Annotated in this window: 15 protein-coding genes; 11 read left to right on the top strand and 4 right to left on the bottom strand. The window is 56.1% G+C overall.

What is annotated here, in order from left to right; all coding sequences use genetic code 11:
- Positions 1-35: 35 nt before the first annotated feature.
- The gene (rseP, locus tag BUB27_RS01000; RefSeq protein ID WP_143157672.1) at positions 36-1,508 is read left to right on the top strand and encodes an RIP metalloprotease RseP; all 1,473 of its coding nucleotides are present in this window, start codon (positions 36-38) and stop codon (positions 1,506-1,508) included.
- Here the strand turns inward: rseP and BUB27_RS00995 are convergent.
- Positions 1,498-1,881: a hypothetical protein gene (locus tag BUB27_RS00995; RefSeq protein WP_143157671.1), complete on the bottom strand. Its 384-nt coding sequence runs from the start codon at positions 1,879-1,881 to the stop codon at positions 1,498-1,500. The two genes, rseP and BUB27_RS00995, sit on opposite strands and share 11 nt — an antisense overlap.
- Before the next feature lie 13 nt (positions 1,882-1,894).
- Complete coding sequence (locus BUB27_RS00990) at positions 1,895-3,283, bottom strand: AI-2E family transporter (RefSeq protein ID WP_143157670.1); 1,389 nt, start codon at positions 3,281-3,283, stop codon at positions 1,895-1,897.
- Positions 3,284-3,356: 73 nt separating this feature from the next.
- Here BUB27_RS00990 and BUB27_RS00985 point away from each other — a divergent pair, with 73 nt between their 5' ends.
- The 9 genes from BUB27_RS00985 to BUB27_RS00945 all read left to right on the top strand — a co-directional run bounded on the left by BUB27_RS00985 (position 3,357) and on the right by BUB27_RS00945 (position 12,415).
- The gene (locus BUB27_RS00985) at positions 3,357-3,752 is read left to right on the top strand and encodes a TfoX/Sxy family protein (RefSeq protein WP_200797038.1); all 396 of its coding nucleotides are present in this window, start codon (positions 3,357-3,359) and stop codon (positions 3,750-3,752) included.
- A 57-nt stretch (positions 3,753-3,809) separates the two neighbouring features.
- On the top strand, positions 3,810-5,159 hold the full coding sequence (locus BUB27_RS00980; protein ID WP_143157669.1) for a sulfatase: 1,350 nt from the start codon (positions 3,810-3,812) through the stop codon (positions 5,157-5,159).
- A 42-nt stretch (positions 5,160-5,201) separates the two neighbouring features.
- On the top strand, positions 5,202-5,696 hold the full coding sequence (locus BUB27_RS00975) for a hypothetical protein (RefSeq protein ID WP_143157668.1): 495 nt from the start codon (positions 5,202-5,204) through the stop codon (positions 5,694-5,696).
- Positions 5,697-5,830: 134 nt separating this feature from the next.
- A complete protein-coding gene (locus BUB27_RS00970) occupies positions 5,831-6,304 on the top strand; it encodes a hypothetical protein (RefSeq protein ID WP_143157667.1) in 474 nt (157 codons plus the stop codon).
- A 63-nt stretch (positions 6,305-6,367) separates the two neighbouring features.
- On the top strand, positions 6,368-6,775 hold the full coding sequence (locus BUB27_RS00965; protein WP_143157666.1) for an acyl-CoA thioesterase: 408 nt from the start codon (positions 6,368-6,370) through the stop codon (positions 6,773-6,775).
- Between the two features lie 12 nt (positions 6,776-6,787).
- On the top strand, positions 6,788-7,234 hold the full coding sequence (locus tag BUB27_RS00960; protein WP_143157665.1) for a hypothetical protein: 447 nt from the start codon (positions 6,788-6,790) through the stop codon (positions 7,232-7,234).
- Between the two features lie 66 nt (positions 7,235-7,300).
- Entirely contained in the window at positions 7,301-7,849 is a 549-nt protein-coding gene (locus tag BUB27_RS00955; protein ID WP_143157664.1) for a hypothetical protein, read from the top strand.
- A 69-nt stretch (positions 7,850-7,918) separates the two neighbouring features.
- A complete protein-coding gene (locus tag BUB27_RS00950) occupies positions 7,919-9,337 on the top strand; it encodes a sulfatase-like hydrolase/transferase (protein WP_143157663.1) in 1,419 nt (472 codons plus the stop codon).
- A gap of 321 nt (positions 9,338-9,658) precedes the next feature.
- On the top strand, positions 9,659-12,415 hold the full coding sequence (locus BUB27_RS00945; protein ID WP_143157662.1) for a fibronectin type III domain-containing protein: 2,757 nt from the start codon (positions 9,659-9,661) through the stop codon (positions 12,413-12,415).
- A gap of 3 nt (positions 12,416-12,418) precedes the next feature.
- On the opposite strand, the gene BUB27_RS00940 is transcribed toward BUB27_RS00945, so the two are convergent.
- Entirely contained in the window at positions 12,419-13,924 is a 1,506-nt protein-coding gene (locus BUB27_RS00940; protein ID WP_143157661.1) for a tetratricopeptide repeat-containing sulfotransferase family protein, read from the bottom strand.
- A gap of 79 nt (positions 13,925-14,003) precedes the next feature.
- Complete coding sequence (locus tag BUB27_RS00935) at positions 14,004-14,639, bottom strand: PEP-CTERM sorting domain-containing protein (protein ID WP_143157660.1); 636 nt, start codon at positions 14,637-14,639, stop codon at positions 14,004-14,006.
- 143 nt (positions 14,640-14,782) lie between these two features.
- Here BUB27_RS00935 and BUB27_RS00930 point away from each other — a divergent pair, with 143 nt between their 5' ends.
- Positions 14,783-16,021, top strand: a complete 1,239-nt coding sequence (locus BUB27_RS00930; RefSeq protein ID WP_143157659.1) for a substrate-binding domain-containing protein — start codon at positions 14,783-14,785, stop codon at positions 16,019-16,021.
- Positions 16,022-16,034 lie beyond the last annotated feature (13 nt).

The raw sequence follows: 16,034 nt of genomic DNA, 5'->3' as shown, positions 1-16,034 counted from the left end.
CCTAAGATTTCGGCTTAGGTTCGTGCCACACAATCATGGAATCCTTTTTGCACACCCTCAAAGTGATCGGCCTCATTCTGGTCGTGATCTTCAGTTTCAACGTCATTATCTTTGTTCACGAGCTGGGCCACTTCCTGGCAGCGCGTTGGAGAGGCCTGGTAGTGGACCGTTTCCAGATCTGGTTCGGTAAGCCCATCTGGAAGAAGACGATTAATGGTGTGCAGTACGGCCTGGGCTGGATCCCGGCGGGTGGCTTCGTGGCCCTGCCCCAGATGGCACCGATGGAATCCATCGAGGGCGAAAACAGCGGGCGCGACAAACCGCTGGATCCGATCAAGCCGATCGACAAGATCATCGTGGCCTTTGCCGGCCCGCTCTTCAGCTTTCTGTTAGCTCTGTTCGCAGCGGTGGTAGTCTACTTCGCAGGCAAGCCGGCCAACTTCGAGGAGAACCAGGTGGTAGGCTACGTGGAAAAAGATTCCCCGGCAGCAGTCGCCGGCCTGAAAGAGGGTGACAAGATCACTGAGATCAACGGTTCACCAGTGGATGGCTTCTACGGCAATCTGGATGCAATCACTGAGTCCATCATCTTCAGTAAGGGGGACGAGCTGCACATCACCGTGGAGCGCCCTGGCGAGGGCGAGCTCTACCTGACCTCTGGATTCGAGGTGGACGAAGGCGGCATTCTCAAGCGTGACGGCGTGCGCCGCATCGGCATTGCCCCGGAGGGAGAAGCTATCGTGGGTGGTGTCTTCAAAGGCGGACCGGCGGAGTTCAGCGGCTTCAAGGCTGGAGACAAACTACTCTCCGTGAATGGCGAGGACGTGCTCAGCATTTTCCATTTCTCCAAACTGATCAAAGAAAACGGCGACAAGCCATCGACTGTCAAGGTGCTGCGTGACGGCGAGGAAATCGAGCTCAAGACCATGGCTCTGGTTCCCAGCAATGGCTACCAGGTAGATCCTACCAAGGACCCGCAGCCGATGATCGGCATCACCTGGCAGGGCTATGCCAGGGAGCAACAGCTCGTCTATCCTAGTCCGCTGAAGCAGATCTCAGACAGCGGCCGCATGCTCTTCGTGACCATCGACCGCCTCACTACACCGAAGTCCGGCATCAAGCTGGAGCACCTTTCAGGCCCCGTGGGGATTGGCAAGATGAAGTACCAGATCCTGTTAGGCGACTTCCCGCTACGCCAGATCCTCTACTTCTGGGTGATCTTCAATATCAACCTGGCGATCTTCAACATGCTTCCCTTCCCGGTACTCGATGGTGGTCACATCACCATGGCGCTGGCGGAAATGATCCGCAAGAAGCCGCTCAATACCCAGATGCTGGAAGTCGTGCAGACTGGCTTTGTACTCGTGCTGCTCGGTACCTTCGTCTTCATTACCATGAAGGATTCCTTCTCCGGCATGGGTGCTGAAGCACCGGAGCGCAAGGGACCGAAGGAGCCGGAGTTTGACCTGACAACACTCAAGGCCCTGACGGCGAGCTCTACGAACTAGGGCTCTCCTCGGAATAGAGGACGGTGTGGATGCAGGATTTCTTGATGATCAAGTGCTTCTTGCCCTTGTCCGTGGCGGAGCCGTTCACCTTGTAGGCTCCAGAGAAATTGAGCTCCAGGCTGGTCGGGGTGACCTTCACCTCGAAGGGGGCATGGATCGTCCAGTCGGAGGTGCTGTGCCCTGACTGCGTGTTGCCCACGTGGTACTGGATGTAGAGCTTGCCGGTATCGTACTTGCCTTCGAGACTGGAGAACTCGGCGTGCTCCGCATTGTCCTCACCATGCACGATGGTCGTGGAGCTCTGTGGAGCTTTGTCACAGCTGGCTAGCAGGCAGGCCGCAGCGGCCAAGGATACAGGGAAAAGCATATTCATCACTGCCGGCACTCTACGCTGTAGCAGTGGATTCGTCCAGATCCTCTTCCGGGGGCGGCCCGTCGACGGCGCTCGGGCTCATCTTGCGCTCCCAGATGTAGCGGCGGAAGAGTACTTTCACCGAGGCAGTCATCGGCACCGCGAGAAGTGCGCCCAGGAAGCCACCCAGCAGCAGGGACCAGAACAGCATGGAGAAGATCACCGTCATCGGGTGCAGCCCTACGGAGTCACCTACGATCTTCGGTGCGGTCACCAGAGAGTTGATCTGCTGGACGATCACGAAGATCGCCACTGTGGCAGCCACGTAGGCCCATTGATTGCTACCCAGCACGCCCTCCAGCATGCCGCGGTTCTCAGGGAAAGCGAAGTGGACGTAGGCGATCATGCAGGCCGGCACCAGGCAGATGATATTTCCAATGTAAGGAATCACGCCCAGAATCGCCATCGCCAGGCCGATCACCAGCGCATAGGGCAGGCCGAAGATCATCAGGGCGATACCCACCAGAATGCCATCGATGAAAGCTACCAGCATCTGGCCGCGGAAGAAGGAAATCAGGTAGCCGTTGATCTCCTGCAGTGTGTCCACCACCTCGTTTTTGAATTCAGAGGCTTTCAGCGGCACGTAGTCATGCCAGTGCGCTTTGATCGAGGAAGATTCTTTCAGGAAATAGTAGAGATAGATCGGCACCATCGCGAGACCGAGGATCAGACCCAGCGTGCTCAGGATGGTCGAAGTGCCGCTGGTGATCAGCTTGGACACGGTACCGGCGATGCGCTCGGTATTGGAACTCAAGTAGTGGGCGAGATTGGTATCCTGGAACGGCGGTGCCACGTCTGGTGCAACCACTTCATCCAGCAGTGACTCCTCGCTGCCTTCCACGGATTCCGTATCTTCAGGTGTTTGTTTTGGGGAAGGCTCATCCTTCTTCACAGCGGCTCCGCCATTCTTGCCGTTGCCATTGGCTTCTTCCACGTGTTCGGCCAGGGCCCATTGCACACCGGGTTTGATCCAGCCTATTTCACCGAGGTCGTGCAGCGTCTTGCTGACCTTGTCCCCCAGCCTCTCCTTGTCATCGAGCAGGTCGCTCACCTGCTGGACGATGGGTGGGATCACGATCCAGCCCATGAGTAAGATTCCCATCAGGAAGGAGAAGAACACCACCAGCACGGAGCGCAGGCGGCTCAGACCCTTCCTCTGCAGCCAGCTAACAGCCGGATCCAGCAGATAGGCCACGATGCCGGCGATCGCCAGAGGGATCAGTACAGGCTGTAGATAGGAGAGCACATTACCCACCAGCCAGATCAGGCCTACGAGCAGTATTCCTAGCGTCGTGATCGCTAGTCCGGTCAGGGCTTTCCAGAGAGTCTTGCGTTGAAATGGTGTCGGGAATTGATCTTCCATGGCTTATGCCAGCTTACGTTAGAGAGCCAAATGCAATAGTGCGATGGTAAAATGCACCAGCTTTTAGAATGGCGTGTCCAAAGGGCCCGTGATCCGCTATGCTGCCCTCATGGCCTTTGATGAACTCTTTGCCGACCGTGTCCGCTGTTTTTTTGTAGAGCAGGGAGTCCCCTTCACCGAGAAACGGATGATGGGCGGGCTGTGCATCATGGTGGACGAGAAGATGTGCTGCGGCATCCTGCAGGACAAGGCCACGGGCGAGGATAAGCTGATGGCCCGCGTGGGGCCGGAGGTCTATGAGAAGTGCCTGGAGGATCCCTCGGCCGATTACATGGACTTCACCGGGCGCCCCATGACGGGCTTTCTTTTCATCCAGGGGCGTGGAATCCGCAGCGAGCAGCAGCTCAACCACTGGCTCCAGCTCTGCCTGGACTTCAACCCGCAGGCCAAGGCGACCAAGAAAAAGTGAATTGTCGCTATATGTATGCAACGTTCAGCGTTTTAGACCTATCTACTACCCGTGAATATGTACCGCACTCTACTACTTGCTCTCCTTAGTCTTGCCTCCGTGCTCAGCGCGGCGGAGAAGAAGCCGAATGTCCTGGTCATCTGTGTGGATGACCTGCGTCCGGAGCTTCCTTCCTTTGGCAAGGACTACATCCATGCCCCCGCCATGGAAAAGCTCATCGCCGAAGGGCGCCTTTTCAAGCGTCACTACGTCCAGGCCCCGACTTGCGGTGCCTCCCGCTTCTCCTTGCTGACCGGCCTCTACCCGAAGAGCGGAGCCCAGCTTTCTAACAACGCGATCGTCAACCATTTCAAAAAGGAAAACGCCGCCCCTTCCCTGCCACAGTGGTTCCGGGATCACGGCTACACCACCATGGCTATTGGCAAGGTCAGTCACTACCCCGGCGGCCACTGCGGCCAGGACTGGAACGAGGAGGACAAACTTGAGATCCCGGGTGCCTGGGACATCCAGCCGCGCGATGCCGGATTGTGGAAAACTCCCCAGGGCCTGATGCACGGACTGGCCGATGGCCAAGGGCGCGTGCGTGGCAAGACCCCGGCCATTGAGGCCAAGGATGCTAGCTATCCGGATGACCAGATCATGGATCTCTACCGTAAAAATATCCCGAAACTCACTGAAGGTGAAAAGCCTTGGCTCTGCATGGTAGGATTCCTTCGCCCCCACCTACCCTTCGGCTGTCCCAAGGAATTCTACGATCTCTATCAGGACAAAAAGCTGCCTCCCATCCCGGCTGCCCAGAAGCCCCCGAAGGGCGATTACTGGAATGGCAGTGGTGAGTTCTTTAACGGTTATTCACATGACGGGCGCAACCCTAACAAGGATGAACAATACGCCACCGATGTTCGCAAGCACTACGCAGCCTGCGTCTCCTATACCGATTCCAAAGTCGCCCAGATTCTCGACTTGTTAGAGAAGTCAGGACAGGCGGACAATACCATCATCGTGCTCTGGGGTGACCATGGCTGGCACCTCGGCGAGCAGCAGATCTGGGGCAAGCACACGCCATACGCCGTGGCTCTGCATTCACCACTCATCATCAAGGCACCGGGCATGCAAGCCGCAGGCAAGCCTACCGAGTCCCTCGCGGAAACCATCGATATCTACCCCACCCTCTGCCAGCTCGCCGGACTTACCCCGCCCAAGCATTTGGACGGCGCCTCCCTCGTTCCCCAGCTGGAGAACCCGGCGCAGCCCAGCGAGCAGACTGCCATCTCCTACTGGGGCGGCCTCAAGTCCGTGATCAAGCCCAGCGAGCACCAGATCATCGACCGCAAGACCAACAAGGTGAAACAACGCTACGACCTCAGCAAGGACCCCCACGAAGCGAATAACCTTGAGCGGGAGTGAAGCCATCTCTAGAACAGAGGCCTTCACCTTTATCCTGACTTCATGACGCGCCTGACCTTGCTTTTTCTTTTCTTCCTCAGCGGCCTTCTCAGCGCCGAGGAAGCTTCCAAAATCATCGGAACCTGGAAATCCGACAAGGAGCTGACCTTCCAGCACATCGAGAAGCATGCCAAGATCACCCCGGCCCAGCACAGGGTGCTGTCAGGTCTGTTTGGTCGTTGTACCTTCACCTTTCGTGCGGATGGCATCGGTGAAATGAATAGCGCTGCGTATACGCTAGAGACCGAAGACGGCAAGGAAATCAAAGTAGAGGCCCAAACAACTAAGTTTACCTACAAGATCCTCGGTGAGTCGCCACTACAGGTGGTAACGGAGATCAAGTATGAAGAAGACAGTGGCGTGTCGCTTTTTCTGGGCGATGTACCATTCGGTATCAGTTACTTTCCAGACAAGGACACCTTCTGGTGCTATGTAGGCAATGAGGTATTTGATCTCCACGTCCGCGAGTACTTCAAGCGTGTCAAAACCGATCAGTAAGCATGTCCAACGAAGCGAGTAAGCTTGAGTGGGTGTGATGTTTCATGGTGCACGTACGCCATCGTAATGCAGTGAATAGTCACCGCAGGTGAAAAGGCTAAGTTATGGCCTGAGATAAACGTTCCAGAACTAGGATGCCTAAGAATTATCGTCTCATACTTGCTGGTCTAGCTGCTTTGTTAGCCCTATGGCTGGTTCCTCAGCTGCATCAGGACTTTCTCTTCTGGGTGCGCCATGAATACAAAACCGTAAGTGCTGGAACGGAGCAAGAGCACCAGATTGCAGAACTTTGGTTCTTCTTCTCATGCGTGATTGTCTTTGGGCTGGCTGTACTCTGGAAGCCTATCACCAATGATTCAGTCCTATGGGAACTTTCGTGGCTGGTGCCCATATCGACCTTAACTTGGTTTAAAATGTCAGCGTCCATCCCAACAAATGATGTAGTGGTAAAAGCGATTCTCTATCTAGCTCTTTTTGTTTCCGTGCTGTGCAGCGTACGTGAGCGTCCCAAGCACCAGCTATGGCTGCAGGCTCTATGGCTTGGCACCAGCTTCTATCTCGGCGGCATGTATATGATACGATGCTACTGGACGGCCTTCCTTGAGTAGGACGCCTTCATTTGACTTCTTCTCAGACTTGCGTAGTGCTTGAGTCTAGTAAGCGACCTTATTATGCCCTACGAACACACCTTTACCGTCCCGCAGGAAGCCATTGACCGCAATGGTCACGTCAACAATGTGGTCTATGTGCAGTGGATGCAGGATGTCGCTATCATGCACTCGGATGCCACGGGCGGTAGCAAGGCGGCGGAGGAGTCAGGCGGTACCTGGGTGGCACGTGCCCACCACATTGAGTACCTCAGGCCTGCCTATGAGGGGGATGAGGTCATCGCCCGCACCTGGGTGTCGGATGCCCAGCGCGCTACCTCCCAGCGCCGTTACCAGTTCTTGAGAAAGGGAGACGAGACAGTCATCGCCCGTGGCTCCACCGACTGGGTCTTCGTGGACTCCGGCAGCGGCCGTCCGAGAAGAATCCCCGAGGAGGTGAATGCTTGTTATGTGATCGAGCATATGGAATGAATCGTAGAAACGATGAAGCTATCGATCATCTCACTATTGTTGGCCGTTGTGAGTGCGGCACTTTTATCATCCTGCTCTTGCGCGATCTTTCTTCGTGAATATGAGGTGGCGAAGAAGCCGGCGCCAAGTCTGGACACGGTTCATGAAGTGGCCGAGCAGGCAGGCTTCACATTGGTGTCCCGGCGTGAAAATAGCTTGGCCTACAAACAAAGAGGCGTGGAGCTTTTTTACGTGCAGGACCACAAGAGGGTTACCATGTACAGCTCGTACTGCCCCTTCATCCCATTCCGGGTGAATCCCGGACCGTGGCAAGAACGCTGCGAGGACTACTGGAGCCAGATCGAGATGGGAATGGTGAAGAAAGGCTATCCACTCAAGAACTTGAGGCCGGTCATGGTCACATTATCGGATGGCAGAGAAGTCGATATCGTTGAGCTGCTGGCGAAGCCTAAGGAGTAAATTTACCTTCCTTTTACACAGTCAACTCGCGAATCTGCTAGAGATAAAGAAGCTCCGATGCCTGCCATGAAAAGCCTGCCCCTGATGATCCTCTGTCTCTTCACCAGCCTCACCCTGCATGCCCAGGAGCACCTGAATGCACAGAAGTCGCCCATCATGAAGCCAGCATGGGGAGCGTTATCCGCAGATCAGAAAAGCACCTGGCTCCCGTCTACCTTTGGCGGGGTCACGGGCGTGGTGCTGGATTTGGACAAAGTAGGCACGAATGAAATGCTGCGGGTTCAGTTTGTTGGGCGTGGAGAAATGACCCCTTTGATGGGAGAGCCTTTCGAACTCATCTTGGATAAGACGGAGGTGGACGAAAAACGTAAAGCAACTGTCCGGACGGTGGTTCTTGTCTCCGATAAATGGCTAAAACTACATGGCTACAAGGAAGTCTTTTGCTACAAAGTGACCTATCAGGAGAAGCTCGTTAGCGAAAAGGGAACCCCACTAGTGGGTGAATCTACGAGTTATGTCTTGGAGTACAGCCAGATCAAAGACCAGTACGATGTTCTGCATCACCAAACCTTCCGTGCTTATATGAGCGGCAAAGCTGATGTGCTGACTAAATAAGCTGTCATGCTGAAATGTCCGGGGGCATAGTGCAGTATCTATGAGTCCCGTATTTCCCATCATTGCCCTATGACTACTCTCCGTACCCTGACCGCCTGTTTCCTGACCTTCCTGCTTAGCCTGGCAGCTGCCGTGGCGGGGAAGCCGAATATCATTCTCGTGATGAGCGATGACCAGGGCTGGGGCGACGTAGCCTTTCGCGAGCATCCGGTGTTGAAGACTCCCCATCTGGACAAGATGGCGGCGGAGTCTCTGGTGCTGGAGCAGGCCTATGCCTCGGCTCCGGTGTGCTCCCCATCCCGTGCCAGCATCCTGACAGGTCGTACGCCGAACCGCTCCACCTGCTACCGTCACGGCCACAGCATGCACCCGAAGGAGGAGACCTTGCCGCAGATCCTGAAAAAGTACGGCTACGCCACCGGTCACTTCGGCAAGTGGCATCTCGGCACCCTCTACAAGAACAGCCCGGTCAACCCCACGGCCGCCGGCTATGACGAATGGATCTCCGCGCCGAACTTTTTTGATATCGATCCCACCCTCTCTAACAAAGGTGTGGCTACCCAATACAAGGGAGACAGCTCGGAGATCACCATGCGCCTGGCGCTCGACTTCATCAAACGCCAGTCTGCTGCCAAGCAGCCCTTCTTCACCACCGTCTGGTACGGCTCTCCGCACGATCCGCACAAGGCGCTGGACCGCGACAAGGTGGGTTACGAGAAGCTAGGTCAGCACAAGGCGAACTTCCTTGGCGAGATCACTGAGCTGGACCGCACCGTAGGTGAGCTCAGGGCAGCCCTGCGCGAGCTTGGGATCGAGAAGGAGACCATCGTCTGGTTCTGTAGTGACAACGGCGGTCTGAAGAACTTGGGCGTCACCGGTGGCCGTGCGCACAAAGGCACGGTTTATGAAGGTGGCCTGCGCGTGCCCTCCATCATCGAGTGGCCGGGCAAGGTCAAAGCCGGCATCAGCAAGCTGCCGACCAATGGCTCGGACATGCTCCCTACCGTGCTTGAGTTGGCAGGGATCGAGCATCAGCCAAAGCACCCACTGGATGGTGTCAGCATCGCCAAGACAGTGCTCGGTCAGGAAAAGGCGCAGCCCCACCCGCTGGGATTCTGGCATTATGACGTGGCGGGTATTGGCTGCTGGGGTGAGCGTGAGATGCAGGCACTACTCAAGCTCCAGCAAGCGGGCCAGGAAGTGACTGATCCCAAGCAGCTCCGCAGCTCCGGCAAGCCGGTCAAAGTCTCTACCAAAGCCAATTCCTACCCCGGCCATTCCGCCTGGCTCGACTATCCCTGGAAGCTTCACCGCATCGAAAGCAAGAAAGGTAAGGTCAGCTGGGAACTCTACAACCTCGCTCTCGATCCCATGGAGTCCAAAAATCTAACCAGTGAAAAGAAGGCCGAGTTTGAAGCCTTAAAACAAGCCCATCTAAACTGGCTCCAGTCCGTGCAGACCAGCATGAAGGGCGCAGACTATGAGTAACCCTTATGAGGCACCCGGGACACAGGAAGAGGCTGTATCAAAAGTAAAAGGAAAGGCTAGGAATGCACCATTGGTAGGATGCTTTTCCGGAGGTTGTTTAATACCCTTGGTCTTGTTTGTCATTTGCCTGATTGCAGGGGATGTCGGAGGACCTTTGGTATGGCCACTATTCTGTATAGTGTTTGGCGTATTCGGCCTGATACTGGGTTTTATCTATCGATTACTGAAGTAGTGAAGATCGATTACCAGAGCCCCCAAATTGCCAAGTGATTGGGCGATATTGAATAATGAGGGATTCTGAGCGGCTGGTAGTTTGCTAGTGTGCAACGATCTCAATTTCTCAAGTTATTAGCAGGTGCCACGGTGGGTGCATTCACCGTTCGTGGGCAGTGGGTATTTGCGGATCCTCTACCGTTTGTGGGGGCTCCGGGTGGCTTGAGACCTTACTTGCACTTGCCTAGGCCGGATTCGATCTGGGTGTCCTGGTGGACGGATACGGACACGGATACCTACGTGGACTACGGCACCTCGGAGGCGGCTCTGAACCAGACCGTGACGGGCAGCAGGCATGCCTTTGATGCTTCCAATGCTTACCACTCTACCAAACTCACCGGGCTACAGCCGGACACCTACTACTACTACCGGGTGCGCACGGAGAATGTGACCTCCGCCACCTTCCGCTTCAAGACCGCCAAGGCGCTCGGGCACAAGACCGGCAAGTTCCGCGCCCTGATTATTGGGGACAACCAGATCCTGGCAAAGGAATCTGCCGGTGATCCCTACCACCGCTATGAGAAGCTGATGGAGCGTGCCATCACCAAGCTTCGTGCGATGCATGGGGATGCCCCCATCGAGGAAATCATAGACGTGATTCTCATGCCGGGTGATCAGGTGGATGTGGGGACGCTGAATCACTGGCGAAATCTCCACTTCTACTGCAGCCGCCTGGTGAGCCCGAACGTGGCCATTATGACCACGGTGGGGAACCACGAGACTTATCAGGATCCTGGGCTTGGACGCTACCGCGAACTCTTCCGCTACGAGGAGGTCAACTACAGCGGCCTCAATGGTGCCGATGGTGATTCCTACTACGCGCACCAGATGTCCAACCTGGTCTTCATCCATACCAACAGTGAGATCGGCAGCAATGCCGCGCAGACCCAGTGGGTCACGGATCTGAAGGACGCCTACAAGGACGATACCAGCGTGGACTGGGTGGTCAGCATTTGCCACCGCCCGTATCAGGCGGAGCAATACTTGGGAGATATCTCTGGCTGGCTACGCAATACCGCGATGCCGATCCTCAATGAATCGGACAAGCATTTCCTGAACATCGGGGCCCATCACCATATCTATCACCGTGGGCAGGTGCGTGATGAACCACACTATCATATCATCAGTGGTGGATCTTCCTGGGACCAGTACTGGGGTCAGTCCGGCCGCGAGGCAGACTACGATGACGTGCAGAAGACCATCAACAACTGGGCCTGGCAGTTCCTCGAAGTGGATCATGCCACTGGCAAGGCGGAGGTGACCTGCTATGCGGAGGCACACTGCCAGCTCCCTGCGGCAAGCCGATGGATCTACAACAGCAAGGAGGTCGACCGCTTCCACCGCATCCGTGGCAAGGCGGCGCCGAATAAACCGCAGCTGACCAATGTCCCGACCGAGGCAGCGACCTTGCCGCTCACTCTCCAGTCATCGGCTTTCAGCACTAGCACGGATGAGTTGCTCAACAGCGTGCAGTACCAGGTTTCTAACAGCCCTACTTTTAATACGCTGGAGCTCGACAAGATCGTCGACTTTGAAAACTTCTATGGCGACACCGGCTCGCCAGACTACCTGCCGGTGGATATCAATTCCGGCAAGAATATCCTGCAATACGAACTGGCGGTCAACAGCCTACCGAATGGCACCTACTACGCCCGCATCCGCCACCGTGACCGCAACGTGAATTGGTCCAGCTGGTCGGACTCCGCCAGTTTTGAAATCACGGGTAGCAGCGCGACCAATCCTACCATTTCCTTGCCGCAGACGGTTTATCCCAGTGGCTCCAGTGTCACGGTGGACTACGCCTTTGGCCCCGGCAATGCGCAGGACTGGATCGGTATCTACAAGAAGGGAGACAATCCTGGCGGTGTGAGTTCCACCAAATGGGCCTACGTGAGTGGCACTGCAGGCCAGGTGACCCTCTCTGGTGGCCTCACGGTGGGCACGGAATACTTCGTCGGCTTCTTTGAGAACAATGGCTACACGGAGATCGCGACACGCGTACCCTTCTACTATGGCAGCTCCCCTACCCTGACGACGGCCAAGTATGGTCACGACTTGGGAGAAAATGTGGTGGTGAACTTCTCCGGCGCCGATGTGGTGGCCACGGCGAACAAACTGCATCTCTACCGTGCTGGATCTGACCCGGCATCAGCATCGCCCCTGCAGAGCTTTGACCTGACCACAGCCTCCGGTAGCTGGACGCTGGCAGGTCTGGAGAAGGGCTACTACTTCGTGGTGGCCCAGGCCAATACCGGAACGCTGGTGATCAGTGATCCGGTGGAGTTCTCCGTGGGTGACCGCATCGCTACCCTGAGTCTGGAGAAGACGACTTTCCATCACGGCGAGGATATCAATGCCTCCTTCATCAATGGCCCTGCCAACCCGAAGGACTGGCTCGGTATCTATCGCAGCGGCGAGGAGCCGGGCATCGGTGACCTGATCCATTACGTCTACGTGGATGGGCTGGCAAATAACAATGTGCCGATCGTCGAGGACCTTCCGGTGGGCAGCTACTACCTTTGCCTGTTCACCAATGATTCGTACACCGAAGTTTCTAACAGGGTATCCTTCACCGTGCATTCCGCGGTTTTCAAGATGGATTCCTTCAATGTGGAACCGGGAACCAACAATGCCCAGCTCTCCTGGAAGACTGACCAGGGGGTGAACTACACCCTCCAGCGCAGTACCAACCTGACGGACTGGGAAGACATCTCCAGCTTTGTCGGCGATGGCAGCACCATGCAGGCCACGACCTCCATCACCACGCAGGCGGTGAAGGCCTTTTACCGGATGATCATCAAGTAGTTTTCATTCAGTAGTTTGTGAGTGTAACTCCCCGTACCCGAAAGCTTCCAGGTAAGGTTCCAGAAGGTGAAGGTGCGGGGAAAGCTCACGCTCGTAATGGCGCCAGCGTTCGCGGGAACGCTGGTAGAGGGGCTTGGATACATCACTGTAGGTCGGTGTAGAGACTGCTTTGCCACTACTCTTCTGGCTGTCTAGCAGGTCTGCTGTCCACTCGATGCCGAGGAAACTTGTCAGCTCCTGTGTCTTTGCTTCCGGATCACTGAGGAGGTCCTCGTAGCGGATTTCCAACCAGCGTTCTTGCGGGAGTTGCTCGCGCAGGTAAAGCCAGTGCCTCATGACTTCCGCGTAGTAGCGGCAGCTGTCTTCCAGAGAGTGTGCTGCCACGCTATTGGCGGCCAGAGGTACGATGGTGAAGTAGAAGCTGATGACCACATCACGCGGGTCACGTAGCGGCATCAGGATTTTACAGTCGGGGAAGAGACGCAGTGGTACGTGCAGGTCAGCGGTGAGGAGGGGTTCCTTTTCGATCAGGATCCGTCCATTCACTGATTCGCCAATGTAGGCTTCGGTACAGCGCAGGTATTCCTGTCTCCCAATCTGTAAATCTTCAGGCTCAAAGCTATCGAGTTCCTCAATGGCAGCATGCGCACTAGGAGCCTGCATGATCAGCGGGTCCCTAAACTGGCTGGCCAGGATACCAGTCTCATCAGTGCCCACACAGCGCGGGTGACGGCTCAGGATGGTTTCTAACAAAGTGGTGCCCGAGCGAGGGAAGCCGGCCATCAGCACGCTTTGAAATTCGGAGTTTCCCCTGCCCCAGGCTTCTAGGCGGGACTTGCCCAGCAGCTGGGTACACTGCCATTGGCGCTGGCTGGTCAGCTGCCACGCTTGCTGATGCTTTTGTGCCTCAGTCGTCAATTGGTGCTTGGCGTTCTTCAGGCTGGAAATGGCCTGCCCGTATTCGCCGCAGCGGTCGAGCACATAGCCATGCTCGTAGTGGAGCCTCCAGTCGTCCGGTGAGGGGTATTCGCTAAGGCATTGCTCCAGCAGCTGGCGGGACCCCTCCAGATCACCCGCCGTGCGCTTCAGATGAGCGAGTAACCTGACATTGCGGGCGTGGCCGGGATGGGCCTCAAGTGCGCGCTCAAGCAGCTCTATCGTCACTTCATCGTTCCCACTACGTGAGAGACAGGATGCATGCATGGAGATCAGGTCGGCATCTGCTGGGCCAGCCTCCAGAGCCTTTCCGGTGTAGCGAGCCGCCACCGCATAGCGCCCCATCCCAAACCATAGCTTGGCGACCGCGAGTAATTGCTCTTTGCTGCTAGTCTCATTTTCTAACAAAGAGAGAAAAACATCCTGAGCCTCATCGAAGTAGTAGAGGTGAAACAAGGTGGATGCGAACTCGATGACTGCATCGGGCTTTGGGGTGGGAAGTTGCTTCCAGGCCTGGACAGCCCCAGAAACATCACCTGCTAACAAGGCGGCTTGGACACTCTCATGCATCATGATCCATACAAATAAAATGGCCTACTTCATCACAAGGACAAAGTAGGCCAGTGTACACGCATTGCACATATGAAAAAGATTATTTGCGGCGGCGGCGCATGGCGAGTGCACCAAGACCTGCTGCGGCAAGAAGTGCGCTGGATGGCTCTGGAACGGCGGCCACCTGGTCAAAGCTCAGGTTGTCCATGGCGAGGTAGGAGCCAATACCAGCTGTGGAACCGATGGTGAGTGTCATGGTGACTTGCTCGCTGCCAGTGCCGGTGAGATCCCCAAAGTTGATGCCAGTCACCTGACCGTCGAGAGCGTTGGCAGTTCCGCTACCAAGGCTTCCGGAGCTAGCTCCGACTACGGACCAATCGATGTCAAAATCGTTGCCACCTGCCCAGATGTTGATATCCAAGCTGCTGAGCACGACATTGAAGCCAGAGTCTGGTGTGAAAACGACGGAGTAAACATCGCCAGTTGCTGCGGTATCCATCTGAAAAACCTCTCCGCCAGTAGGCCAGCCATTGTAGGCCTGCCAGGCTCCACCGGTCGCAGACCAAGTGAGGCCGATGTTTGGAGTACCTGCTTCGAAAGAGGCAAAGTCAGAGGGTAGATCGACATTGTTTGCAAGGCCGCTGCCTGTAAGGACCGTGGCGGCCTGGGTGGAGGAAACTAGCGCGGTGCCCAGAAGGCCGGCCAGTATCATAGGGTGTTTTGTGTTATGCTTCATAGTTGAGAGGGGATTTTTATCCCATACCTCATTATGTATCAGACGGCTGGAAAGTGCTCTCTGGTGATTTCCGTTATTCCACTTAGCAAAATCGTTACAGACATGACCTAGGGGTTTAAGGTACTGTATGGATACATAGATCTATGTCGAGTACTCCGATATCACCCAAGCCTGAGAGGAAGCGCATTGCAGTCCGTGTACCGGAGTGGTGCAACTACGGTCCACAGATTACCAGAGGTATGCTCAAATTCATCCGCGCTCACGAGGATTGCGATTGGGCGATCGAGTATCCCAACCATTCCTTTGGCGAAATGGAGCAAATCCAGATCGATGAAACCTGGCAAGGTGACGCACTCGTACTCTTCCGGGCGACCGCGGAGGAACTGGAAGTCTACAAGCAGCGTGGCCAGGCGGTGGCTCTGGTGAGTTCGGAGGGGCCTAGCGGTGGCTTTCCGCGGATCATACCAGATAACTTCCGGGTCGGCGGTATGGCAGCCGAGCACCTGATGGAATCGATGGTGCCTAACCTCGCCTTTCTGGCCCGTGGCGAAACGCTCTATCAGGAGGCCAACTTTGCACCGGGCCAGAGGGTCTATCCGCGCGAGCGGCTGAAAGGATTTATCGATAAACTGCAGGAGAGCGACATCACGCCGAGTGTGCACTACATCTCAGGCCATCCGCTCTGGAAGAAGAACGCCTGGAAGCTGATTGAAAAAGAGGTCAGTGAGTTCATCGAGTCCCTGCCGAAGCCCTGTGGATTGTTTGTGGCGGATGATCCGTTGGCGGGTGTAGTGGTAAAGGTGGCGGCGAAGATGCAGATCGATATTCCCGGAGAGTTGTTAGTCATCGGCTTTGGCAATGACCCGGGCTATTGCCTCACGGCGAACACGCCGCTCAGCAGCATTGGCTATCCGGGTAGCAAGGTGGGCTACGCCGCCGCAGAAGCCATCCAGAAGCAGCTGCTGGGAGAAGCGCCGCAGGAAACGATCCAGAGGATCGAGGTCAGAAAGCTTCGGGTCCGTGAGTCCAGCGACAGCATTGCCATTCCGGATCCAGACTTTGCCAAGCTCGTGCGCTGGATGCGACTCAGAGCCATCAGGGAACCACTGCGCATGGATGACCTGGTGGAGAAGTCCGGCCTCTCGATCAGCTCGCTACGCAAACGTTTCCATCAATTCCTCGGCCACAGCCCCAAGGAGGAGCTTGCCCAGATCCGCCTGAAGCATTTCAAGCACCTCCTAGCCCGCACCGAGGAGCCCGTTGCCGTGATATCCGAGAAGATGGGCTTCCTCTCCATCCAGGAAGCCAGCCGCTTCTTCATGCGCGAGGCTGGCCAGCGACCCACCGAATACCGGGAGCAGAACCTGGTTGATAATTCCTAAGGCCCATATAATC

The organism is Rubritalea squalenifaciens DSM 18772, from assembly GCF_900141815.1.
GTDB classification, from domain to species: domain Bacteria; phylum Verrucomicrobiota; class Verrucomicrobiia; order Verrucomicrobiales; family Akkermansiaceae; genus Rubritalea; species Rubritalea squalenifaciens.
Note: the sequence above shows the minus strand (reverse complement) of the source record. Positions and strands in the feature narration are given on the sequence as shown.

Excerpts from the sequence above, each read along its gene's own strand:
- BUB27_RS00995 (WP_143157671.1), bottom strand. The coding sequence starts at position 1,881 with ATGAATATGCTTTTCCCTGTATCCTTGGCCGCTGCGGCCTGCCTGCTA.
- BUB27_RS00940 (WP_143157661.1), bottom strand. The coding sequence starts at position 13,924 with ATGATGCATGAGAGTGTCCAAGCCGCCTTGTTAGCAGGTGATGTTTCT.
- rseP (WP_143157672.1), top strand. The coding sequence starts at position 36 with ATGGAATCCTTTTTGCACACCCTCAAAGTGATCGGCCTCATTCTGGTC.
- BUB27_RS00935 (WP_143157660.1), bottom strand. The coding sequence starts at position 14,639 with ATGAAGCATAACACAAAACACCCTATGATACTGGCCGGCCTTCTGGGC.
- BUB27_RS00955 (WP_143157664.1), top strand. The coding sequence starts at position 7,301 with ATGAAAAGCCTGCCCCTGATGATCCTCTGTCTCTTCACCAGCCTCACC.
- BUB27_RS00965 (WP_143157666.1), top strand. The coding sequence starts at position 6,368 with ATGCCCTACGAACACACCTTTACCGTCCCGCAGGAAGCCATTGACCGC.
- BUB27_RS00960 (WP_143157665.1), top strand. The coding sequence starts at position 6,788 with ATGAAGCTATCGATCATCTCACTATTGTTGGCCGTTGTGAGTGCGGCA.
- BUB27_RS00980 (WP_143157669.1), top strand. The coding sequence starts at position 3,810 with ATGTACCGCACTCTACTACTTGCTCTCCTTAGTCTTGCCTCCGTGCTC.
- BUB27_RS00975 (WP_143157668.1), top strand. The coding sequence starts at position 5,202 with ATGACGCGCCTGACCTTGCTTTTTCTTTTCTTCCTCAGCGGCCTTCTC.
- BUB27_RS00930 (WP_143157659.1), top strand. The coding sequence starts at position 14,783 with ATGTCGAGTACTCCGATATCACCCAAGCCTGAGAGGAAGCGCATTGCA.
- BUB27_RS00970 (WP_143157667.1), top strand. The coding sequence starts at position 5,831 with ATGCCTAAGAATTATCGTCTCATACTTGCTGGTCTAGCTGCTTTGTTA.
- BUB27_RS00950 (WP_143157663.1), top strand. The coding sequence starts at position 7,919 with ATGACTACTCTCCGTACCCTGACCGCCTGTTTCCTGACCTTCCTGCTT.
- BUB27_RS00990 (WP_143157670.1), bottom strand. The coding sequence starts at position 3,283 with ATGGAAGATCAATTCCCGACACCATTTCAACGCAAGACTCTCTGGAAA.